Raw genomic sequence first — 22,817 nt, forward strand, 5'->3', positions numbered from 1 at the left:
GCATTCTGTCTCATTTGTGACGAAAATTGACGGGATGGGTAACACCGGGATGACCATGGGGAGCAACGAGACCGAGACCGACGGCCCCGGTGCCGCGGAGCCCGGGGCCGTCGAACCGGACGTCAGCGTCGTCATCGGGGCCTACCAGGCCATGCCCTACCTGATCCGCTGCCTGGAGTCCGTCGAGGAACAGACGCTCGCGGCCGGGCGCATGGAGATCGTCGCTGTCGACGACGGCTCCACGGACGGTACGGGGGAGTACCTGGACGCCTTCGCCACCCGCACCGCGATCCCCGTACGGGTCGTCCACCAGGCCAACTCCGGCGGGCCCAGCGGGCCGCGCAACGTCGGCCTCGGTCTGGCCCGGGGGCGGTACGTATTCTTCCTCGACGCGGACGACTACTTCGGCCCGGAAGCGCTGGAGCGGATGGTCGCCATGGGCGACCGCGCCGGTACGGACGTGGTCCTCGGCAAGGTCGTCGGCGTCAACCGGGGCGCGGCGAAGTCGATGTGGAAGGAGACGGTCGAGCGCGCCGACCTGTACAGCTCCAACATCAAGTTCACGCTGAGCGCCCAGAAGCTCTTCCGTCGCGCGCTTCTCGACCGGCTCGGGATGTCCTTCGACGAGAAGCTCAGGACCGGCGAGGACGCGCTCTTCACCATGGAGGCGTACCTGCGGGGCAACGGGGTCTCCGTCGTGGCGGACTACACCTGCTACTACCTCGTGGGCCGGGACGACGGCAAGCACGTGACCAAGAGCGGCGGCTACGTACTGCGGTTCGATTCGGCGCGTGCGCTGATGCGGCTCATCGCCACCCACGTGCCCCCGGGACCCCGGCGGGACTCCCTGATGGTCCGCCCGTTCGTCATCACATTGCTGCCACAATTCGGACCCAATCTGCTGAAGCAGTCCAAGACCGTCCGCGCGAAGAAGATGGCGCTCGCGGCGCCGCTGCTCGCGGAGCACTGGACGCCCGGACTGGCTCGCCGGCTCAAGGTGAACGAACGGCTCCGGCTCGCCTGTGTCGCGCGGGACCGGCTCGATCTGCTCCTCGACGTCGTGCGGTTCATGAAGGCCAAGAGCGAGCCCGCACTCGTCCGCGAAGAGCGCCCATCCCGGCTGTACCTTGCGTATCCGCACTTCAGGGACGGTTCGGGACTGCCGGACTCGACGTACGAGGTGACCGTCACCGAATGGATCGGCGGCCGGCGGATCGAGGCGCCGGAGCCGAGGCCCTACGTCTCCTTCGCCCGCCGCGTGGTGCGCAAGATCCGCCGGACGGCACTCCGGACGCTTCGGGCGCCACGGACGCGCCGGATGCGGAAGGGGGCGCGCACCCGGGCCTGAGTGTGGCGAAATACGCGCGGGGCGAAGGGAATTGTGACGGGCGTCACTCCATGCGGTTGGGCAACCATGAGACCTTGGTGAGAGTCTCATTCACGCCCCGTCTTCCTGGGGTTCACGTCTGAAAGTCCCCCCGGAAAGGCCCTCTCGCCGTGGCGTCCCGACCTGTCGAAACCATTCCCGAAGAGCTCAGCCGTCTCATGAAGTACTTCCCCGAGACACCGGTCGAGGAGCGCACCGCCTTCCATACGGCCGCCAAGGACTTCCTGGCGGCCGCTGCACCCAAGCTGGTCCGGCAGTTCTCGCCGATGGCCCGGGTCAAGTGGCATCTGGCGGCCAGCGGGCGGGGGGACGAGCTGGTCGACGTCCTGCACTACGAGCGCGAGAACCCCGGCGTCTTCGCGGTCAAGGGCCTGCGGCGCGCCCGCATCGAGCTGCCCGGCGTCGAGAGCTCCTCGCTGCCCCCCACCGTGCGCAACTTCACGCGCAGCGAGCTCCCCGTACGCGGCAAGCTGACGGACCTGGCCTGGCAGGACGGGCGACTGATCGTCCGCGGCTACGCCTACATCCCCAACGTCCCCTCGGCGACCGGCAAGCGTTCGCTGCGCGTCGCCGTCCTGCGCCGCCAGGGCAGCAGGAGCACCATCCCGCTCCGGCTGCGCACCGTCCTGGAGCCCAGGGCGACCGCGGAGGCCAAGGGCGCCCTGCACTGCTACGACTGGTCGGGCTTCGAGATCGGCATCGACCCGTCGCGCCTGCGGACCCGCGGCCAGTGGCAGTCGGGCACCTGGCGTCTGGGCATCGGTATCCCGCGACCCGGCGGCATGTCCGTCGGCAGCATCCTCAAGAGCAACAGCGGCGCCGCGGGGCACAGCCAGGTGCACGTGCTGGACGACGGTGTGCGGCTCGTCGCGGGCTACGACCGCAACCGGCTGAAGCTCTCCGTGGACGTCGTGCCGGCCGAGGTCGAGTCCCAGGAGACGGACGACAACGGCCTCACGGTGACGCTCCGCTCGCGTGGCACGTCCGCCCCGGGCAGGACGCCGACGGCGCTGCGCATCGACCACGAGGGCACCGACTTCGCGATCGACCTCCCGCTGGACGCCGGCGGCCCCGGCACCGACGGCTGGAACCGGTACACCGCGCGCCTGCCCTTCGGCGACCTGGCCGTCGCGGGGGTCGTCCCCGGCAAGGCCAGGAAGTACCGCGCGCTGATCGTGTTCGCCGACGGCAAGACCCGTCGCGCCACCATCGGGCAGTCCCTGCGCACCGGCGTGCAGCAGCTGCCCGGCAACCTCGAATTCGCCGTGGTCACCGACGGCGCGGGCAACTTCACCCCGCAGCTGCGCACCACCCAGCCCGTCGTCGACCGGACCGAATGGTCCGCGAACGGCGAACTGCTGCTGTCCGGTACGTACACGGGCCCGGCCGAGAAGATGAAGTTCGTCCTGCGCCACAGCGGCCGCAACGAGGACAAGCCGCTGCCCGCCGAGTTCGAGAACGGGCGCTTCACCGCCCGCCTCACGCCCGACGCCATGCCCGCGTACGACGGGACGCTCCCGCTCCGGGCCGGCCGCTGGCTCCCGTTCCTGCGCGCCCGCGACGAGTGGAACCACCGCCACGACATCCCCGTGACGATCCGCCCCGACCTGGTCTCCACGCTGCCGTCGTCCCACGACGGCGCCCGCCGGACGTACACCCTGGAACGGCTGGACTACGACCGGATCTTCCTGGAGTCCGGGCCGGTCCTGGAGCCCGAGCTCCGCGGCGCGTACCGCCAGCGCCTCATGCGCGACGTGTACACCCCCGAGCAGCGCAAGCTGCCGCTGCGCGAGGCCGTGCTCTACAACAGCTTCGGCGGCAAGCAGTTCTCCGACTCGCCCCGCGCCGTCTACGAGGAGCTCGTACGCCGCGGCACCGAGGTCGAGCACATCGCGATGGTCCACGACGAGCAGGTCGTGCTGCCGCCGGGTGTCCGCGGAGTGCTGTGGGGCAGCAGGGAGTGGTACGAGGCCCTGGCCCGCAGCCGCTACATCGTCACCAACGGCGGCATCCGTGAGTGGTTCGTCCGCCGTGAGGGCCAGGTCGTCGTCCAGACCTGGCACGGCACGCCCCTCAAGCGCATCGGCGCCGACCTGCTCGGCACGCCGCAGGCCAACCTCGCCTACATCTCCAGCCTGCCGCAGCGCTCGCGCCAGTACAGCCTCTTCATCACGCCGAACGCCTTCACGACGCCGATCATGACCAACGCCTTCCGCCTCCAGTGCGAGGTCCTGGAGGCCGGTTATCCCCGCAACGACGTCTTCCACGCCCCCGACCGGGTCAAGCGCGCGGCGGCCGTACGGGAGAAGCTCGGCATCCCCGCGGGCAAGAAGGTCGTCCTGTACGCACCGACCTGGCGCGACGACCAGCGGTACGGCGGCCGGCGCTTCAAGCTCGACAACCAGATCGACGTGACCGCGGCCCAGGAACAGCTCGGCGACGACCACGTGCTGCTCTACCGCAAGCACCACAAGGTCCTCGACAGCATCCCCGGCGCGGGCCAGGGCTTCGTCTGGGACGTGACGTACTACCCGGACATCGCCGACCTCTACCTGATCGCCGACGTGCTGATCACGGACTACTCCTCGGTGCTGTTCGACTTCGCGCACTCCGGGCGTCCGATGCTGTTCTTCACGTACGACCTGGAGCACTACCGGGACACCCTGCGCGGCTTCTACTTCGACTTCACGGAGCGCGCCCCGGGACCGCTGATCAAGACGTCCGCCGAACTCGTCGACGCCATCCGCAACATCGACGCCGTGACGGAGGAGTACAAGGAGAAGTACGCCCAGTTCCGGGTGGACTTCTGCGAGCCCTCCGACGGTCTCGCCGCGGCGCGGGTCGTCGACCGGATGCTGACGGTCAACAACGACTGACGCTGTTCCGAGCGGCCGCGTCCGGCTCCTCCCACCGCTGTCCATCGAGCGGAACGGGAAGGCGCGGGGCGCGGCCGCTCGCGTACTGTGCTGCTCGGGGACGGCCCCCGCAAGCCCGGGCCGCGGGGGCCCGCGACGGCCCCTCAGCCGAGCGCCGGGCCAGCCAGAGTGAGGAAGTACGTGTCAGCTGCCAGGCCGGGCGTGACCGGCGCCCGCAGGATCGTGGTCAAGGTCGGTTCCTCCTCTCTCACGACGGCGGCGGGCGGCCTCGACGCCGACCGCGTCGACGCCCTCGTCGATGTGCTGTCCAACGTCAGGAGCGGCGGGGAGAAGGAGATCGTCCTCGTCTCCAGCGGTGCGATCGCCGCCGGACTCGCCCCGCTCGGCCTGGTCCGCAGACCCAAGGACCTGGCCCGCCAGCAGGCCGCCGCCAGCGTCGGCCAGGGGCTCCTGGTCGCCCGCTACACCGCCTCGTTCGCCCGCTACGGCGTACGCGTCGGACAGGTGCTCCTCACCTCCGACGACACCAGCAGGCGCGCCCACTACCGCAACGCCTACCGCACGCTCGACCAGCTCCTCGACATGGGCGCCCTGCCCGTCGTCAACGAGAACGACACCGTGGCCACCGACGAGATCCGGTTCGGCGACAACGACCGGCTCGCCGCGCTCGTCGCCCATCTCGTCCACGCCGACCTCCTGGTCCTCCTCTCCGACGTCGACGGTCTGTACGACGGCGACCCCCGGACCCCCGGCGCCTCACGCGTCGTGGAGGTCAACGGACCCGCCGACCTGGAAGGTGTCACGATCGGCAGCGCCGGGAAGGCGGGCGTCGGCACCGGCGGGATGGTGACCAAGGTCGAAGCCGCCCGGATCGCCAGCGCCGCAGGCATCCCCGTCGTCCTCACCTCCGCGAGCCACGCCGCCGACGCCCTCGCGGGACGCGACACCGGCACGTACTTCCACCCGACCGGACGCCGTTCCGCCGACCGGCTGCTCTGGCTCGCCCACGCGTCGACCCCGCGCGGCGCCCTGACCCTCGACGACGGTGCCGTGCGGGCCGTGGTGGACCGCCGCACTTCCCTCCTGCCCGCCGGGATCTCGGCGGTCGAGGGCGAGTTCACCGCGGGCGACCCGGTGGAGCTGCGCGACCTCTCCGGCCGGGCCGTCGCCCGCGGACTCGTCAACTTCGACGCCAAGGAAATCCCCCAGCTGCTCGGCCGGTCCACCCGCGACCTGGCACGCGAACTCGGCCCCGCCTACGAACGCGAGGTCGTACACAGGGACGATCTGGTCATCCTGGCGCCCCGGCTCACCCCCCGAATCGGTTGAAAGTCCGGACATTCGGCAGAGACCTTCACCAAAAGCGCCCCACGCCCGGCCTCGGACTGGTCAACTTTGTAGCGGGGACACAAGGCGTACAGCACAGCAACGTATTCACAGGAGGCCGCCGGTGAGACGAGCGCGCCCGGGGGCGCCGCCCCGAGGGACGGGAAGCCGCGCCCTGACCAGTGTCGGGGCGGGTTCCGACTTCGGCGCTGGGCTGCCCGCGGACAGCACCAGGGACCGCGCCACCGAGCAGGAACCGATGGCGGCGCGGGAGGAACGGACCCAGTCGAAGCTGTGGCACATCACCCTCAGCGTGTCGGGTTCGGAGATTCCGCTGAAGGAGGTCAGGCGCGGCCTCGAACAGCTGGCGCACGACCACCCGTTCCTGCTGACCAGCCGGTACGCCAACGACCACGCGGAGATCCGCTACTGGGAAGAGGCCCGCGACCTCCACGACGCCGCGGCGGTCGCGCTGCGGCTGTGGGGAGAGCACCGCTCCAGCGCCGGGCTCCCGCCCTGGGAGATCGTCGGCCTGGAGGTCATCGACCGGGAGACGTACCACCTGCGCATCGCCGAGGGGTACGGCCCACCGCCCGCCGCCCCGGTCGGGGTGCACCCGTACTGAGCGGGCCGGCGGTCCATTCGGGACGGCCGTCTCGCATCACGGGATACGTGATGGATGCCCGCAGTGTGCGCATTACTCTGCGGGCATGACCACGCTTTCGCCGTACGACAACATGTCCCCGGTCGCCCAGACCGCCTACCGGGCACGCGCCGCCGCCGCTGACATCGCGCCACTCCCGCGCTCGGCGAAGGACGACGCGCTGCTGGCGATCGCGGACGCGCTCGAAGTGCGCACCGGCGAGATCGTCGCGGCGAACGCGCAGGACGTCGCCCGCGCCCGCGAGGCCGGGACCAGCGAGTCGATCGTCGACCGGCTCACCCTCACCCCCGAGCGCATCCGCGCCATCGCCGCCGACGTGCGCGACGTGGCGGCGCTGCCCGACCCTGTCGGCGAAGTGGTGCGCGGCTCCACCCTGCCCAACGGCATCGACCTGCGCCAGATCCGGGTGCCGCTCGGCGTGGTCGGGATCATCTACGAGGCCCGGCCCAATGTGACGGTGGACGCCGCAGCCCTCTGCCTCAAGTCGGGCAACGCCGTACTCCTGCGGGGCTCCTCGTCCGCGTACGCCTCGAACGTCGCCCTCGTACGGGTGCTCCGCGACGCGGTCGGAGGGTCCGGGCTCCCCGCCGACGCCGTCCAGCTGGTGCCGGGGGAGAGCCGCGAGTCGGTACGGGAGCTGATGCGGGCCCGGGGCCTGGTCGACGTACTGATCCCGCGCGGCGGCGCCTCCCTGATCCGCACGGTCGTGGAGGAGTCCACGGTGCCCGTGATCGAGACCGGGACCGGCAACTGCCACGTCTACGTGGACGCGCAGACCGACCTCGCGATGGCCGTCGACATCCTCATCAACTCCAAGGCACAGCGCCCGAGCGTGTGCAACGCCGCCGAGACCCTGCTCGTCCACAAGGACGTCGCCGCCGAGTTCCTCCCCCTGGCCCTGGACGCCCTCGCCGAGGCCGGAGTGACGGTCCACGGCGACGAACGGGTCATGGAGTACGCGGAAGGCTCGAAGGCCACCCTGGTCGAGGCGACGCCGGAGGACTGGGAGACCGAGTACCTCTCGTACGACATCGCGGCGGCCGTCGTCGAATCGCTGGACGCCGCCGTCGCGCACATCCGGCTCTGGTCCTCGGGCCACACCGAGGCGATCGTGACCACCTCGCAGGCGGCGGCCCGGCGCTTCACCCAGCTGGTCGATTCCACGACGGTCACGGTGAACGCCTCCACGCGCTTCACGGACGGCGGCCAGTTCGGGTTCGGCGCCGAGATCGGCATCTCGACGCAGAAGCTGCACGCCAGGGGCCCCATGGGACTTCCGGAGCTGACGTCCACGAAGTACATCGTCACCGGCGACGGCCACATCCGGTAGCGGCCGGTGGGCCGAGTTCGTGCGGTCCCTGCCCAAAACGACACGGCGCGGCTACGCTGAAGTTGTGCCGGACGACGTGGGAGGCAGGCCGTTTCCTGACGGCTGGGAGCCCGACGACGACCGCGGGGGCGCGGACGAGGACTTCGCCTCCGTGGTGTTCGACGAGGACTTCGTACGGGCCGCAGAGGTCCATGAACCCACCGCGGTGGAGCGGCTGCTCTCCGCAGCACAGGCGCGAGCCGAGGCCGAGGCGGCCCGGGCGCGCTCCGGCGGCGGACCCCTGGACGACGACCTCTACGACGACGGCTACGGCACGGACGGCGTGTACGGCCGCAGGCGGTCCTTCGGGGGCTCCGGCCACCTCGACGGCCTGGACGGGGACGAGGACGACTACAGCGGCCCCTACGGGCGGCACGGCGGCGTCCTGCGCCCCTACCGCGGCGCGGCGCGCTGGCACCGGCCGGTGGCCTGGCTGCTGGCCCTGCTGATGGGCGTCGGCATGGTCGCGCTGGCCTTCTCCGCCGTGTATCGGGGCGCCGCGGGCAACCGCCAGGACCAGATCCCGCAGCCGGTGACGAGCGGCGTCGACAAGCCGCGTGGCGGCCCCTCGGTCCCGGCCGGCCATTCCCGTCCTGCCGTCTCCGCCGTCCCCCGCACCCCCTGACGGCGGCCCCCGGCGGGCCGCCTTCCTTCTTCTGGCCTCTCCCGCGTTTACCTTCCTCCCGATCGACCTACCCTGAAGAGGTGACCCCTCTTCCGGAGAGGGCTTCTCACTTGTCCGGACGTGCGCCCGCGTACGTGCCGGGCAGGACCTGCCCGGCGCCTTCCGGCCCCGGCGGACCGTCGCGCTCCCCGGCTCCCCGGCCGGTGACGCGAAGATCGGGAGAAGTCATGACTGGCCGCGGAGAACCGCCGGAAGACCCACCCGAGAACCCCGCGGGTGGCGAGGACGAGTACCGCTCGCTCGTCTTCGACGAATCGTTCGTCCGCGCTGCCCGGCTTCAGGAGTTCTCCGCGCAGGAACGCATGGGCGACCACGCCCTCGCCGTCCGCTCACTCCCCGGCCGCGCCGCCCGCAACGGCTCCAAGGCGGCCATCGCCCTCGTCGTGCTCATCGCCCTGGCCTTCGCCACCGCCGTGTACATCGGCTTCCGCAACCCCTATCCGCAGCCCACGGTCAGACACGCCGGGCCGCTCAAGACGACCGTCGTACCCCTCGCCCCCCGGGGCGCCGTGCCGGGCGGCACCCCCGCCGCTCTCTACGCGGCGAGCCCGGCAGCGGAATTCCGGAGCGGCGCCGAAGGGATCAACCTCCCGGCGGTCCGGCGCACGCACAGCTTCTCCGACAGTCAGGTGACGGCCGCCCTGACCACGGCCAAGGACTACCTCGTGGAGTCCTCGCTCGACCCCGATGTGCTCACCGGAACGTCCACCCGGCCGGTCGAGCGCCTGCTGGACCCCGACCAGACGGCCCAGTTCGACCGGAGTGTGCACGCACCGGCCGACGACGGTCAGCACTCCGCCACCGGCTGGCTGGTGCGGTTCGATCCGGACGCCGTGGAGCTCGCCGACCCGAAGGCCAGGGTCCAGGGAACGCTCACCTACGCGGAGGTGGGAGCGGACACCCTGGAAGTGGTGTCCGACCACACGTTCACGTACGCCCTGCGCCCGGTGGTGTCCGGCCCTCAGCAGGAGGGCGGCGCCTCGTTGTTCACCGTACGGCGGGAGCTGCACTTCCAGTTCGACCGGGAGGACCTGCGGCTCCACCGGCTGGAGGTCCGGACCGCCCATGTGCAGGCCGGACCCCAGTCGTGCTCGGCGGGCGCGGCCGGCGCGCTCGTACCGCTGCTCGCCGGGGAGCGGGCCGACGGCAGGGGGCCGGCCGGCACCGACCCGTACGCCACGGGCCCGCACACGGCGGCGCTGTGCGGAACGCTGGCGGTCAGCTCCGCTCCGGCCCAGAACCCTCCTGCGGGTCCTGCGGCGGCCGACGGCTCCCCGCCCCGCCCGTAGCGCCGCTGCCGGCTCCCGTGAACTTGTCCCGGAGCTTGCCGCCCAGGTCCCCGGCACCGCCGGCGATGTCACCCACGAGCTTCATCAGCGGGTCCTTGCTGGTGCGCACCGTGTCCGCGTAGTGCGAGGCCGACTCCCTGAACGAGTCCGTGACCGAGGTGTCCTTGTCCTCGTCCCGCCGCGGGTAGTGGCCGTCCATGATCCGCTGGTAGTCGCGGGTCTCGGACCACTTCTTCAGCTCGGCGGCCCGCACGGTGGTGAACGGGTGCGACCGGGGCAGCACATTGAGGATCTTCAGCACGGAGTCGCGCAGGTCGCCGCCCTTCTCGTACTCGTCGGCCTGGGCGAGGAACGCGTCCACGTTCATCTCGTGCAGATGGTTGCCACCGGCGATCTTCATCAGACCGCGCATCGACGCCTGCAGATCCTGCCCGACCAGCAGCCCCGCCCGGTCGGCCGAGAGCTCGGACTTGCGGAACCACTCGCGCAGCGCCGTCACGATCGTCATGATCGCGACGTGTCCCAGAGGAATCCAGGCGACCTTGAGGGCCAGATTCGTGAGGAAGAGCAATATCGTGCGGTACACCGAGTGGCCGGAGAGCGCGTGGCCCACCTCGTGGCCCACGACGGCCCGCATCTCCTCCTCGTCCAGCAGCTCGACCAGACCCGTCGTCACCACGATGAGCGGCTCGTCGAGACCGATGCACATCGCGTTCGGCCGAGGGTCCTGGGTGACGTACATCGGAGGGACCTTCTCCAGGTCCAGGATGTAACAGGCGTCCCGCAGCATCGCGTTGAGATGGGTGAACTGGGCATCGCTCACCCGGACGGAGTCGGAGAGGAAGAGCAGCCTCAGACTGCGCTCGGGAAGAAGCCCGCTGAGCGCCTTGAAGACCGTGTCGAATCCGGTCAGCTTGCGCAGTGCCACCAGGGCGGAGCGGTCCGCCGGATGCTCGTACGCCCGGGACGAGATTCCCGGGAATCGCCTGCGCTGCCTGCTCGGCACGTTCTCGTGGCTGCTTTCGGTCATGGAAGGCCCCCTGTTCGTACGAGACGTCGCTCGTCCCCCTGACAAATCCCAGCGTAGGTGCTGGCGCTACGGTGTGCGGGGGGCTGTGGATAACTTTGAGGAGCGCCCGAAATGCCGTACACCGTCGCACTGCTCGCCGCCGCGTCCGAGGAACAGGGGCCGGGCGACACGCTGCGGATCGTGCTGCTCGCCTCGATCGTCGGCGCTGCCCTGCTCGCCTGGTTCCTGCTGCGTGGATACGGCAACGACGACACCAACGACTGAGTCGGCGTGAGCGTGCCCGAGGCGCCCGCATACGATGTCGGCGACGTCTTCCTTCCGACTCCCGACGAAAAGGTCCCGCCGAAGATGAGCCTCACGAGCACCGCGCACCAGCTGGTCACTCTCGCCTCCGAAGGCGGCGAGTCCGGTGGTAACCACGAAAGCCTCAACCCGTACCTCACCGGCGGTGGTGCGCTCCTCGCGCTGCTGCTCCTGCTGTGGATCACCACCCGCTTCAACCGCGACCGCTGAGACAGAGGCGTACGGCCGTGCCAGTAGGGTCTGCACGCATGGGAGAGCAGGAAGTGCCTACCGGCCGCGGCAAACGCCGACTCGGCGTGATGGGCGGGACGTTTGACCCGATCCATCATGGACACCTGGTGGCGGCCAGTGAAGTGGCCGCCCAGTTCCACCTCGACGAGGTCATCTTCGTCCCGACCGGGCAGCCTTGGCAGAAGAGCCACAAGCAGGTCTCGCCGGCCGAGGACCGCTATCTGATGACGGTCATCGCCACGGCCTCGAACCCGCAGTTCTCCGTGAGCCGCCTGGAGATCGACCGGGGCGGACCGACGTACACCATCGATACGCTGCGGGACCTGCGCGCGATCCACGGCGACGCGGACCTCTTCTTCATCACCGGCGCCGACGCGCTTTCCCAGATCCTCACCTGGCGGGATGCGGAGGAGCTGTTCTCGCTCTCCCATTTCATCGGAGTGACCCGCCCGGGGCATGTGCTCACGGACGACGGACTGCCCGAGGGCGGCGTCTCCCTCGTGGAGGTTCCGGCGCTGGCCATCTCGTCCACGGACTGCCGCGCGAGAGTCGCGCAGGGGGACCCGGTCTGGTATTTGGTGCCGGACGGAGTGGTCCGGTACATCGACAAGCGCCAGCTGTACCGCGGCGAATGAGCCACGGAGAGGGGCACCGGTGAACGACCGACAGAACCCGTACGACCCGTACTACCAGCAGCCGCAGATCGTCGGCTACGACGCGTACGGGCAGCCGGTGTATCAGCAGCAGGGACAGCAGCAGGCGCAGGAGCCGTACGACCCGTACGCGGAACAGAACCAGCAGCCCCAGCAGCCCCAGGGCGGCGACCAGGGTTACGGATACGACCCGTACGCGCAGCAGCCCCAGCAGTACGACCCCTACGCTCCCCAGCAGCCGCAGACCGCTCCGCAGCACCAGCCCGGGCAGCCCTCGCAGCCCCAGGGGTACGGCTACGACAGCGGCTACGGCGACTACGGCTACGACCAGGGCGGTCAGCAGCCCGCGGCGGCCGACACCACCCAGCAGTGGAGCATGTCCCAGCAGGGCACCGCTCCGGCAGTGGCCCCGCCGGAGCCCGAGCGGCCGATCGAACCCGACCCGGAACCGGTCGTCCCCGGACAGCGCCGCGCCGCTCCCGACTACCGCACCGAACAGTTCTCGTTCATCGAGGAGCCCGACGAGGACTCCGAAGACGTCATCGACTGGCTGAAGTTCACCGAGAGCCGCAGCGAGCGGCGCGAAGAGGCACGGCGCCGCGGCCGCAACCGGATCGTCGCCCTGATCGTCGTCGCGGTGCTCGTGGTGATCGGCGGCGCCGGTTACCTCTGGGCCACCGACAACATCCCCGGTCTCTCCGGACAGGACGAGCGGAGGACCACCGAGGCGGGCGCGCAGCAGCGGGACGTCATCGTGCTCCACCTCCACAACACCAAGCAGGGCGGCACCTCCACGGCGCTGCTGGTCGACAACGTGACGACCAAGCAGGGCACCACCGTGCTCCTGCCGAACTCGCTCGCCGTCGCCAACGACGACGGCGAGACCACCACGCTCGGCAAGTCCGTCGACGACGACGGGTCCACCGCCACGAGCGAGTCGATCGACACCTTGCTGGGCACCAGCATCAGCGGTACCTGGCGGCTCGACACCCCGTACCTGGAAAATCTCGTCGAGCTGGTCGGCAACATCGAGGTCGACACCGATACCGATGTGCCCGACGCCCGGAAGGGCGCGTCGCCGCTGGTGCGCAAGGGCGAGGCACAGACGCTGAGCGGCCAGATGGCCGTCGCGTACGCCACCTACCGTGGTCCGGACGAGCCCGAGGCGAAGCAACTGCTCCGGTTCGGCCAGGTCATGCGCAGTGTCCTGCGGAAGCTGTCGGAGGACCCCAAGGCCGCGACGGTCACCGTGGAGACGCTGGGCCAGATCCTCGACCCGTCGCTGCCCGCGCGGGATCTCGGAGCATCCCTCGCGAAGCTCGCCGGGCGCGCCAAGGTCGGCGACTACAAGACGGCGCTGCTGCCGGTCCAGCCCGACGGCACGCTCACGGACAAGGCCACGGCCAGTGTGGTCAAGGACGTGCTCGGCGGGACGGTGAAGGCGCCGGCCAAGGACGCGGCCATCCGGGTGGGCATCAAGAACGCCACCGGGAACCCGGACGCTCCCGCCAAGGCCCGCGTGCAGCTGGTCAACGGTGGCTATGCCGTCGTCGGCGGCGGGAAGAGCGATCCGGTGGCTTCGTCCGCGGTGCTCTATCGGTCACCCGAGGACAAGGCCAGGGCGGTGGAGGTCGCCAAGACGCTCGGACTTCCGGCGAGCTCGGTACAGAAGGGCGAGCCCGCCGCGAACGCCGATGTGTCCGTCGTGCTCGGCCAGAATTACCGGCTCGGATAGCGAAACGACGCCATCGAACGATCGTCGTAGGGGCTGTCGGCGGTCCGTGAGACCCTAGAGGTTGATCTGACCGCCGACGAAAGCCTGCATGTGACCGCCACGGACCGCTCCATCGAGCTCATCAACGCCGCCGCTCAGGCGGCCGCCGACCGGCTCGCGCACGACATCATCGCCTACGACGTCAGCGACGTGCTGTCGATCACCGACGCCTTCCTGCTGGCCTCGGCCCCCAACGACCGCCAGGTCAAGTCGATCGTCGACGAGATCGAGGAGCGGCTGCAGAAGGAGCTCGGTGCCAAGCCGGTGCGCCGCGAGGGAGACCGCGACGCCCGCTGGATCCTCCTCGACTACGTCGACATCGTCATCCACGTCCAGCACAGCGAGGAGCGTGTCTTCTACGCGCTCGAACGCCTGTGGAAGGACTGCCCCGAGATCGGTCTCCCCGAGGACGCGCTCAAGACCCGCGGCAAGGCGGCCGAGCACGCCCAGCTCAACGGTGTCCCGGAAGGTGAACAGCACTGAACGGCAGCAGCAGCGGCAGGGGCCGCAGGATCGTCCTCTGGCGTCACGGCCAGACGGCGTGGAATCTGGAGCGGCGTTTTCAGGGCTCCACGGACATCGAGCTGACCGAAGAGGGCATCGGGCAGGCCCGTCGGGCCGCCCGGCTGCTCGCCTCGCTGAAGCCGGACGCCATCGTCGCCTCGGACCTGCGGAGGGCATCGGCCACAGCGGCTGAGCTCGCCGCGGTCACCGGCCTGCCGGTCGCGCACGACGGCGGCCTGCGGGAGACGTACGCGGGCGCCTGGCAGGGGCTCACGCACGAGGAGATCGTCGAGCGGTACGCCGGGCAGTACGCCGCCTGGAAGCGCGGCGAGCCCGTGCGCCGGGGCGGCGGAGAGCTGGAGACCGAGGTCGCCGACCGGGCCGCCCCCGTGGTGCTCGGGCACGCCGACAAGCTGCCCGACGGCGGCACGCTCGTCGTGGCCAGCCACGGCGGCACGATCCGGACGACCATCGGCCGTCTGCTCGGCCTGGAAGCGCACCACTGGGAAGGACTCGGCGGCCTGTCCAACTGCTGCTGGTCCGTCCTCGGCGAGGGCGCGCGCGGCTGGCGTCTGCTCGAACACAACGCGGGGACCCTGCCGGAACCGGTGCTGGGCGACGACGACTGACGGCTGCCCGGAGGCCACCTCCGGGCGACGTCGGCCGGATTTCACTTTCTGGCTGGTCGCAGGCTAAAGTTCTTCTTGTTCGCAGCGCGGAAACGCGGGAAACAAAGCGGACAGCGGGGCTATAGCTCAGTTGGTAGAGCGCCTGCATGGCATGCAGGAGGTCAGGAGTTCAATTCTCCTTAGCTCCACAATCAAGATCCCGTCCCCACTGGGGGCGGGATCTTTTCGTTGCCCGGAAGGGCCTCCTCCACGGCGGGCTGACCCCCTTGCGGTGCCATGGCAGAATCGGAGCGCCGGAGGGGGCGACGGACCGATCGGGAGGGAGCGCGATGCCTGCGAGTCGCGTCCGTTCTGCGGTTCGCCCCACGTGGCCCAGGTCCTGGGTGACGGCGGCGGGGTGCCCTGCGTGTGCACGGCCCGCGGCCACGGCTGGAGCTGACTGATGGGTGCACACAGGCGTAAGTGCGACTGGTGCGGCAGCGGTACGCCCATCGTCAGGGACATGGACCCGGTCAACCCGGAGTACCAGTACTGGTGCGAGGAGTGCGCGCGGGCGCTGATCATAAAAGGCGACCCCATCGAGACCTACCGGGAGCTGGAGGGGGAGCCGATCTACGGGAGGCTCCTGGAGGAGCACTGCACCCTCAAGCGGTTCTACTCCTTCGCCACCGCCTGACCGGCAATTCGGGCAAACCGGTCCAGATCGGAAACGATTTGGTGGAGCACCGGGGGGACCGTGTAATGTTCTCGATGTCGCCAAGGGAAACCGGGCGGCAAGCAGCGAGGGGCTATAGCTCAGTTGGTAGAGCGCCTGCATGGCATGCAGGAGGTCAGGAGTTCAATTCTCCTTAGCTCCACAGTGAAAGAGCGGGTCATCCGAATCGGATGACCCGCTCTTCGTCGTTCACGTTCAACTGCGTCCGCTGCCCAGGGCCTTGCGGTCGGCGCTCGGCAGTGCGGGACGTTCCGCCGGTGCCTGCTCGATACGGAGCGCCAGTGCCGGGCAGCGCCGTACGGCCCGCTGGGCGCGCCCTCGCAGATGCATCGGGACAGCGGCGTCCGCGAGCGCCGGATAGCCGTCGGGGCCCAGTCTGATCAGCTCGGGCACGATGTCGGCGCACAGGCCGTGGCCCTGACAGAGCGTCCAGTCGACCTCCAGTCTCCCGCCGCTCGGAATGGATTCCTCCAGGTCCTGGTAGCCGGGTGCGGGCAGGGGTAGCACCCCGAGGGTGTCCCGGCCGCAGCCGCCGCCCAGGACATGCGCGGCGAGGTCGTCGGTGAACGCGGACAGCGTCGAGGACAGGAAACGCGCCGACCCGTCCGGGTGCTTGCACGCCCCCCGGCCCTTCACCGCCTGGGTCACCTCGCGCAGCGCCTCCAGCGCCGCGGGCCCGCCGCCGTTCAGTACGTCGGAGAGGCCGCCGGCGGCGGCGGGGAGCCCGAGCTTGCACGGCCCGCACTGGCCGGCGGTCTCCGCGGCCAGCCAGTTCGCGATGCGCAGCGACTCCCCGAGCGGACAGGTCCCGGGCGCGATCGGCAGGATGGCGCCTGCCCCGAGCGCCCCGCCCACAGCGGCGAGGGACCTGACGGAGACGACGGCGTCGTGCGCGGCCTCGGCGTCGATCCAGTTGCCGTGATAGCCGCCGGTCAGCACGCCCTGGGGCAGCGGCGGCGCGCCGGCCAGCTGAAGGACGTACCGCAGGGGTACGCCGGTCGGCACCTCGATGACCATGGGGCGCGATACGGAACCGGAGACGGTGAGCAGGACAGTGCCGGGCTCGTCGGCCAGGCCGGTGTGCCCGTAGCGGCGGGGACCGAGCCGGGCGGCGACGGCGAGCTGGGCGTACGTCTCCGCGTTGGACAGCAGCGTCGGGGCGCCGCCGACGCCGGACTCGGCGGCCCGCTCCCGGCGGCCCGGCGGCAGCGCGGGGCCACCGCTCGCCGCCCGGATGACCGCCGAAGCCTCGCCCGAGACCATCCGTTCCGGGGTGCGCACCACCCGGGCGCGCAGCGGCTGCCCGCGCCTGTCGGACAGTCCGCGCTCGGCCAGGGCCGCCCGGACGGATATCTCCGTCGAGTTACGGGTGACGGCGACGATCAGCGTGCGGGCACCGAGGGCCTCGGCGGCCAGCAGGGCGCCGTCCAGGATGAGGTGCGGGGCGCGGTTGAGCAGGACGGTGTCCTTGCGGCAGGCGGGCTCGCCCTCGCTTCCGTTGATCACGACGACCGGCCGGACCCCGCGCCGGATGGACGCCTTCGCGACCGCGCGCAGCTTCCTCCCGAACGGGAAGCCTGCCCCGCCGCGGCCGCACAGGGAGATGGCCTCGGCCAGCTCGGCGAGGCGCTCGCCGGTCATCGGTTCGAGCGGTCCGTGCACCTTCAGGTGCATGGAGAGGTCCAGTCGCTCCACCAGGTCGAAGCCGCTGGTCAGCTGGGGAAGGCCGACGACGCGTACTTCGGGGACATCGGGGAGGGGGACGTTCACGGTCGGTCTCCAGCGGGTGCGTGCCAGGGTTCACCGGCGGGTGGCGGATAGAGCGGCCCCGGCGGTGGCCCGGCGAGGTGAGCGGTTTCGCCGACGGCGGGGAGCGGGCCGGTCGGCGCCTCGGACGCGGGGGCGTACGGGGAGGCCGGGTACGGGGGAGTGCTGTACGGGGCGGTGTCGTACGGGGGAGCGCTGCCCGGGGTGGTGTCGTACGGGGCGGCGGGGTGCGGGGTGGCGTCGTACGGGGGCGCGGTGTGCGGGGAGGCGTTGTAGGGGCCTTCCTGCGCGGGGGCGTAGGCGTGGCCGGGGTCGTGCGGGGCGGGGTGGCCGTGCCCTGGGTCCTGCGGGGTCCGGGCCGCCTGTGCGGGCGGTGCGGGGGACGGGGTGGGCCAGCGGCCGCCCGGCTGCGCCGGGGGCGGGTCCGCGGAGAGGGAGACGGCCCGGTAGCCGGCTGCGATCCCGGCCCCCCTGGGCGGCGCCCCCGTAGCCGCAGGACCCCCGCCGAGCCGCTCGGAGCTGCGCGGCGGGGCCTCGTACAGCGGCGGGGAGGGTGCCGCGAGGGTCCGGGGGCGGATGGGAGCGCCCCGCACCTCCCGGTCGGGGCCGGCCCACGCCGCCTCGAACGGTTCGTAAGCGGGGGGCGGCGGGGCGGCGGGCCCGTCCGGGACCAGCTCGGCCGGCACCGTGTCGGGGCTGATCAGCGAGGTGATCCGGGCGGCGATCCGGCGCTTCTCGGGCTGCGGGAGCAGCCGCAGGCACAGCGCTGCGGCCACCGCGAGCAGGCACAGGCCGTACATCACGACGACCCAGGTCGCGGCGGCCCGGCCGGCGTACAGGCCGTGGATCAGTGCCGAGCACCACGCGGGGTAGGCCAGCCCGTGCAGGGCGCGCCAGCGGCTCGCGAACCGGCCTCCGGCGAGGGGGGAGCGCAGCGAACTCCCCAGCACGGTGGTGACGGGGGACGGGTGGGCGAAGGCGCTGCGCAGGGCGCCGGTCGCGGCGGTGACGATCATCAGGAGACCCGCCAGCGAGCCGAAGCCGATGAGGCCGGCTGTGCCGCGTACGCCGAGGCCGAAGGGTATGAGGGCGCCGATGAGCGCCACATGACCGAGCGCCACTTTCACGGTGACGTGCAGCAGGAGGAAGCCGAGCGAGGCCACGGCGGTGGCCCGGTGGATGCCCTGGGCGAGCAGCCGCTGGCGGGTGGAGAGGAACAGCCGGTCGGTTGCCAGCAGGCCCCAGGCGACGGTCGCGGTGAGCGACACCAGGGAAAGGACGCCGGTGGTGAAGTCGAGCGCGGCGCGCAAGTCGTCGCTCCCTGCGACGGCGAGCAGCGGGATGAGAACCAGCAGGGCGACGGCCAGTCCGCCCTGCATGGGCCGGCTCATACCGGGGCTCATGGTGGGGGATGAGCGGATCTTGCGATGAGGGTTCATTGGGGCGACTCCGAATGGTTCGGCAATGCGGTCCCGTTGCGGCATGCTAAGTCGCTCCATACCAGCCAGTACGGGGATTGCGCGGTTGCCCCGATAGAGGTCGGTACGCGGAGTAACCCCCGCTTCCCGGACGTTCCGTCCGCACGCGCCGTCCAGGGGCCGGCGACCCCCGGCCGGGTTCCGGCGCCGTGCGGTACCCTGACGCCATGCGTGCCGTACGCCTTCTGCTTAGCGAGCCGCGCTGATCACTCCCGACCGGTGAGAATGCCTGGTCGGAATCGGCGCGGCGTCCCCTCCTGTGCGAGGGGATTTTTCGTTTCCGTAGACGTGTGTCCGTAGACGTGGGCGCCGGCAGATGACGATCGATGGAGCTTTGAGGATCATGAGCGAGACGAATACCGCAGCCGAGACGGCTGCGCCGCACCGCTACACGGCGGCGATGGCCGCCGACATCGAGGCACGCTGGCAGGACTTCTGGGACGCCGAGGGGACGTACGAGGCGCCGAACCCGACCGGTGACCTGGCGGGCGATGCGGACCTGGTCGCCAGGCCGAAGAAGTTCATCATGGACATGTTCCCGTACCCCTCGGGTGCGGGTCTGCACGTGGGTCACCCGCTGGGTTACATCGCCACCGATGTCTACGCCCGCCACCAGCGCATGACCGGCCACAACGTCCTGCACACCCTGGGCTTCGACGCCTTCGGCCTGCCCGCGGAGCAGTACGCCGTGCAGACCGGGACGCACCCGCGGGCCTCCACCGAGGCCAACATGGAGAACATGAAGGTCCAGCTGCGCAGGCTGGGCCTGGGGCACGACAACCGCCGTTCGTTCGCGACGATCGAGGCGGAGTACTACAAGTGGACGCAGTGGATCTTCCTGCAGATCTTCAACTCCTGGTACGACACCGAGGCCGGCAGGGCCCGCCCGATCGCCGAGCTGGTCGCGCAGTTCGAGAGCGGTTCGCGTGCCACGCCGGACGGGCGTGACTGGAGTGCGCTGAGCGCCGCCGAGCGCGCCGACGTCCTGGGCGACTACCGCCTGGCGTACGCCTCGGACGCGCCCGTCAACTGGTCTCCGGGACTGGGCACCGTACTGGCCAACGAAGAGGTCACGGCGGACGGCCGCTCCGAGCGCGGCAACTTCCCGGTCTTCAAGGCGAAGCTGCGCCAGTGGAACATGCGCATCACCGCCTACGCCGACCGGCTGCTGGACGACCTGGACGGGCTGGACTGGCCCGAGGCCATCAAGCTGCAGCAGCGCAACTGGATCGGCCGCTCGGAGGGTGCGCGGGTCGACTTCCCGGTCGACGGAGCCGGTGCCGTCACCGTGTTCACCACCCGCCAGGACACGCTGTTCGGTGCGACCTACATGGTGCTGGCGCCCGAGCACGAGCTGATCGAGCGGATCATCCCGGCCGCGTGGCCCGAGGGCACGCACCCGGTGTGGACCGGGGGCCACGCGAACCCGGCCGAGGCCGTCACCGCGTACCGCAAGCAGGCCGCCGCCAAGTCGGACGTGGAGCGGCAGGCCGAGGCCAAGGACAAGACCGGCGTCTTCACCGGCGCCTACGCGACCAACCCGGTCAGCGGCGAAAAGGTGCCCGTCTTCATCGCCGACTACGTCCTGATGGGCTACGGCACCGGCGCGATCATGGCCGTACCGGCGCACGACGCGCGCGACTTCGCCTTCGCGCGCGCCTTCGAGCTGCCGATGCGCTGTGTCGTCGAGCCCTCGGACGACCGCGGCACGGACACCACTACGTGGGACGACGCCTTCTCCTCGTACGAGGCGAAGCTGGTCAACTCGGCGAACGACGAGATCTCGCTGGACGGCCTGGGCGTGGTCGACGCCAAGGCGAGGATCACCGAGTGGCTGAAGGAGCACGGCGTCGGCGAGGGCACCGTGAACTTCCGGCTGCGCGACTGGCTGTTCAGCCGCCAGCGCTACTGGGGCGAGCCCTTCCCGATCGTGTACGACGAGGAGGGCATCGCCCACCCGCTGCCCGAGTCGATGCTGCCCCTGGAGCTGCCGGAGGTCGAGGACTACTCGCCGCGCACCTTCGACCCGGAGGACGCCGACACCCAGCCCGAGACCCCGCTGTCCCGCAACGCCGACTGGGTCAACGTCACCCTGGACCTGGGCGACGGCAACGGCCCGAAGAAGTACCGCCGCGAGACCAACACCATGCCCAACTGGGCGGGCTCCTGCTGGTACGAGCTGCGTTACCTGGACCCGAACAACGGCGAGAAGCTGGTCGACCCCGCGATCGAGCAGTACTGGATGGGCCCGCGCGAGGGCCAGCCGACCGGCGGCGTCGACCTGTACGTCGGCGGCGCCGAGCACGCCGTGCTGCACCTGCTGTACGCCCGCTTCTGGTCCAAGGTGCTGCACGACCTGGGGCACATCTCGTCCGCCGAGCCGTTCCACAAGCTGTACAACCAGGGCATGATCCAGGCGTTCGTCTACCGCGACAGCCGTGGGATCGCGGTCCCGGCGGCCGAGGTCGAGGAGCGCGACGGGGCGTACTACTACCAGGGTGAGAAGGTCAGCCGCGTCCTGGGCAAGATGGGCAAGTCCCTGAAGAACGCCGTGACGCCCGACGAGATCTGCGGCGAGTACGGAGCGGACACGCTGCGTCTGTACGAGATGGCGATGGGTCCCCTGGACGTCTCGCGACCGTGGGACACGCGTGCCGTGGTCGGCCAGTACCGCCTGCTGCAGCGCCTGTGGCGCAACATCGTGGACGAGGAGACCGGCGAGGTCACCGTCGTGGACACGGAGCCGGGCGAGGACACGCTGAGGGCCCTGCACAAGGCCATCGACGGGGTCGGTCAGGACATGGCGGGCATGCGGTTCAACACCGCCATCGCCAAGGTCACCGAGCTGAACAACCACCTGACCAAGGCCGGCGGTCCGCTGTCGCGTTCCGTCGCCGAGTCGCTGGTGCTGCTGGTGGCGCCGCTGGCGCCGCACGTCGCGGAGGAGCTGTGGCGCAGGCTGGGCCACACGGAGTCCGTCGTGCACCAGGACTTCCCGGTCGCGGACCCGGCGTACGTCGTGGACGAGACCGTGACCTGCGTCGTGCAGATCAAGGGCAAGGTCAGGGCGCGCCTGGAGGTCTCGCCGTCGATCACGGACGAGGAACTGGAAGCGCTGGCGCTGGCCGACGAAGGCGTCGTCGCGGCACTGGGCGGGGCGGGCATCCGCAAGGTGATCGTGCGCGCGCCGAAGCTGGTCAACATCGTCCCTGCGTGACGGTCGGGGCTTTCCCCTACGGGCAGGTTGGGGGTTCCATTGGAACCCCTGGCCTGCCTGTTCCGTTTACGGTAGAAGCGGCGACCGGCACACCGGCAGCCGAATCGGACATCGAGGGGCGCTCATGGAAGTCGTGATCACGATTCTGGCGCTGCTCTTCGTCGCGTTCGTGGCGTTGGGCGTGTACGCGGGCATCAAGGTCGTCGGCGCCGCGCGGCGCGGGGTGGACCGCACGATCACACAGGCGCGCCGCACCGTGGAGGAGACCACGCTGCGGGCCAAGAGCTACGGGCAGCCGGGTGAGCTGGCACAGCTGCGGCTCACGCTGCGTACGTCGATGCGGGCCACTCAGGACGCGCTGCACGCGGGGGTGGCGGAGGACGCCTCCCTCTCGGAGTCGCTGGGGCTGTTCGAGCGGCTGAGTGTGCACGGCCGTGAACTGGACGACGAGCTGAAGCGGCTGGAGCGCGAACCGGACCGGGCGACGGTGGCTTCGCTGCTGCCGGGCCTGAAGGAACGCACCGAACGGATCACGCACTCGGCGGAGTCTCTGCGCTGGGCGGCGCGCGACCGGGCCAGGCAGTTCGCCGACGACGACTTGGAAGCACTGAACGCGCAGATCGACGTGGAGGCGGGGGCGCTGCGGCACTGGACGGTGGAGGAGCCGCCGGTGCAGACGCACGCGCAGAAGCAGACGCCGACGCGGGCACAGGGGCCTGACCAGCACCGCGATGGCCGGCCCGGCCCGACGGGTAGGGCGGGTGCGGGCGGTGGGGCCGGTGAGGCCGGCAGGACCGGGGGTGGCGCGCCGCAGGCGATCACGGCCGCGGACCCGAGGCGTGCGACCGGCTACCCGTGGCAGAAGTCGGCCAGGCCGGAAACGACCAACTGAACGGGGCCGGGCTGCTGTACCCCCACCC

General features: G+C 70.8%; 20 protein-coding genes and 2 tRNA genes. 18 read left to right on the forward strand and 4 right to left on the reverse strand.

Annotated elements, in window-relative coordinates:
• Positions 1-55 precede the first annotated feature (55 nt).
• The 6 genes from AC07FA_RS02015 to AC07FA_RS02040 all read left to right on the forward strand — a co-directional run bounded on the left by AC07FA_RS02015 (position 56) and on the right by AC07FA_RS02040 (position 8,247).
• The gene (locus AC07FA_RS02015) at positions 56-1,348 is read left to right on the forward strand and encodes a glycosyltransferase family 2 protein (RefSeq protein WP_479073417.1); all 1,293 of its coding nucleotides are present in this window, start codon (positions 56-58) and stop codon (positions 1,346-1,348) included.
• 197 nt (positions 1,349-1,545) lie between these two features.
• On the forward strand, positions 1,546-4,263 hold the full coding sequence (locus AC07FA_RS02020; protein WP_479073418.1) for a CDP-glycerol glycerophosphotransferase family protein: 2,718 nt from the start codon (positions 1,546-1,548) through the stop codon (positions 4,261-4,263).
• A 201-nt stretch (positions 4,264-4,464) separates the two neighbouring features.
• Positions 4,465-5,592, forward strand: a complete 1,128-nt coding sequence (proB, locus tag AC07FA_RS02025) for a glutamate 5-kinase (protein WP_479073419.1) — start codon at positions 4,465-4,467, stop codon at positions 5,590-5,592.
• 121 nt (positions 5,593-5,713) lie between these two features.
• Complete coding sequence (locus AC07FA_RS02030) at positions 5,714-6,214, forward strand: hypothetical protein (RefSeq protein WP_479072740.1); 501 nt, start codon at positions 5,714-5,716, stop codon at positions 6,212-6,214.
• A gap of 85 nt (positions 6,215-6,299) precedes the next feature.
• Positions 6,300-7,583, forward strand: coding sequence for a glutamate-5-semialdehyde dehydrogenase (locus tag AC07FA_RS02035; RefSeq protein ID WP_479072741.1), 1,284 nt, complete (start codon positions 6,300-6,302; stop codon positions 7,581-7,583).
• A 64-nt stretch (positions 7,584-7,647) separates the two neighbouring features.
• A complete protein-coding gene (locus AC07FA_RS02040; protein WP_479072742.1) occupies positions 7,648-8,247 on the forward strand; it encodes an SCO2584 family spore wall biosynthesis protein in 600 nt (199 codons plus the stop codon).
• Positions 8,248-8,353: 106 nt separating this feature from the next.
• Here AC07FA_RS02040 and AC07FA_RS02045 read toward each other — a convergent pair whose 3' ends face one another.
• Positions 8,354-8,476, reverse strand: coding sequence for a hypothetical protein (locus AC07FA_RS02045; RefSeq protein ID WP_479072743.1), 123 nt, complete (start codon positions 8,474-8,476; stop codon positions 8,354-8,356).
• Here AC07FA_RS02045 and AC07FA_RS02050 point away from each other — a divergent pair.
• Positions 8,475-9,596, forward strand: coding sequence for an SCO2583 family membrane protein (locus tag AC07FA_RS02050; protein ID WP_479072744.1), 1,122 nt, complete (start codon positions 8,475-8,477; stop codon positions 9,594-9,596). The genes AC07FA_RS02045 and AC07FA_RS02050 overlap by 2 nt on opposite strands.
• Here the strand turns inward: AC07FA_RS02050 and AC07FA_RS02055 are convergent.
• Complete coding sequence (locus tag AC07FA_RS02055; RefSeq protein WP_479072745.1) at positions 9,526-10,626, reverse strand: M48 family metallopeptidase; 1,101 nt, start codon at positions 10,624-10,626, stop codon at positions 9,526-9,528. The genes AC07FA_RS02050 and AC07FA_RS02055 overlap by 71 nt on opposite strands.
• Positions 10,627-10,737: 111 nt before the next feature.
• On the opposite strand from AC07FA_RS02055, the gene AC07FA_RS02060 reads away from it, so the two are divergent.
• From AC07FA_RS02060 to AC07FA_RS02100, 9 genes are all read left to right on the forward strand, one after another.
• Positions 10,738-10,890 carry a hypothetical protein gene (locus AC07FA_RS02060; RefSeq protein ID WP_479072746.1) on the forward strand — a complete coding sequence of 51 codons (153 nt, stop codon included), beginning with the start codon at positions 10,738-10,740 and terminating at the stop codon, positions 10,888-10,890.
• A gap of 84 nt (positions 10,891-10,974) precedes the next feature.
• Positions 10,975-11,139 (forward strand): hypothetical protein, encoded by a 165-nt coding sequence (locus AC07FA_RS02065; RefSeq protein ID WP_479072747.1) that lies wholly within the window; start codon positions 10,975-10,977, stop codon positions 11,137-11,139.
• 38 nt (positions 11,140-11,177) lie between these two features.
• Positions 11,178-11,795 carry a nicotinate-nucleotide adenylyltransferase gene (nadD, locus tag AC07FA_RS02070; protein WP_328910116.1) on the forward strand — a complete coding sequence of 206 codons (618 nt, stop codon included), beginning with the start codon at positions 11,178-11,180 and terminating at the stop codon, positions 11,793-11,795.
• A 19-nt stretch (positions 11,796-11,814) separates the two neighbouring features.
• The gene (locus AC07FA_RS02075) at positions 11,815-13,548 is read left to right on the forward strand and encodes an LCP family protein (RefSeq protein WP_479072748.1); all 1,734 of its coding nucleotides are present in this window, start codon (positions 11,815-11,817) and stop codon (positions 13,546-13,548) included.
• A gap of 90 nt (positions 13,549-13,638) precedes the next feature.
• Positions 13,639-14,070, forward strand: coding sequence for a ribosome silencing factor (gene rsfS, locus AC07FA_RS02080; RefSeq protein ID WP_383790451.1), 432 nt, complete (start codon positions 13,639-13,641; stop codon positions 14,068-14,070).
• Positions 14,067-14,720 carry a histidine phosphatase family protein gene (locus AC07FA_RS02085; RefSeq protein WP_479073420.1) on the forward strand — a complete coding sequence of 218 codons (654 nt, stop codon included), beginning with the start codon at positions 14,067-14,069 and terminating at the stop codon, positions 14,718-14,720. The genes rsfS and AC07FA_RS02085 overlap by 4 nt, the downstream gene beginning before the upstream one ends.
• A 115-nt stretch (positions 14,721-14,835) precedes the next feature.
• Positions 14,836-14,908, forward strand: a tRNA-Ala gene (locus tag AC07FA_RS02090).
• A 254-nt stretch (positions 14,909-15,162) separates the two neighbouring features.
• Positions 15,163-15,396, forward strand: a complete 234-nt coding sequence (locus AC07FA_RS02095) for a hypothetical protein (protein WP_073216832.1) — start codon at positions 15,163-15,165, stop codon at positions 15,394-15,396.
• Positions 15,397-15,504: 108 nt separating this feature from the next.
• Positions 15,505-15,577: transfer RNA gene (locus AC07FA_RS02100), tRNA-Ala, on the forward strand.
• A 53-nt stretch (positions 15,578-15,630) separates the two neighbouring features.
• Here the strand turns inward: AC07FA_RS02100 and AC07FA_RS02105 are convergent.
• On the reverse strand, positions 15,631-17,205 hold the full coding sequence (locus AC07FA_RS02105) for a ferredoxin (protein ID WP_479072749.1): 1,575 nt from the start codon (positions 17,203-17,205) through the stop codon (positions 15,631-15,633).
• Complete coding sequence (locus tag AC07FA_RS02110) at positions 17,202-18,593, reverse strand: ferric reductase-like transmembrane domain-containing protein (protein WP_479072750.1); 1,392 nt, start codon at positions 18,591-18,593, stop codon at positions 17,202-17,204. The genes AC07FA_RS02105 and AC07FA_RS02110 overlap by 4 nt, the downstream gene beginning before the upstream one ends.
• 430 nt (positions 18,594-19,023) lie before the next feature.
• Here AC07FA_RS02110 and leuS point away from each other — a divergent pair, with 430 nt between their 5' ends.
• Both leuS and AC07FA_RS02120 read left to right on the forward strand, forming a co-directional pair.
• Complete coding sequence (leuS, locus tag AC07FA_RS02115) at positions 19,024-21,897, forward strand: leucine--tRNA ligase (RefSeq protein ID WP_479072751.1); 2,874 nt, start codon at positions 19,024-19,026, stop codon at positions 21,895-21,897.
• Positions 21,898-22,021: 124 nt separating this feature from the next.
• Positions 22,022-22,789 (forward strand): hypothetical protein, encoded by a 768-nt coding sequence (locus AC07FA_RS02120; RefSeq protein WP_479072752.1) that lies wholly within the window; start codon positions 22,022-22,024, stop codon positions 22,787-22,789.
• The last annotated feature ends 28 nt before the right edge of the window (positions 22,790-22,817 follow it).

It is taken from the genome of Streptomyces sp. NPDC045968 (assembly GCF_056430475.1).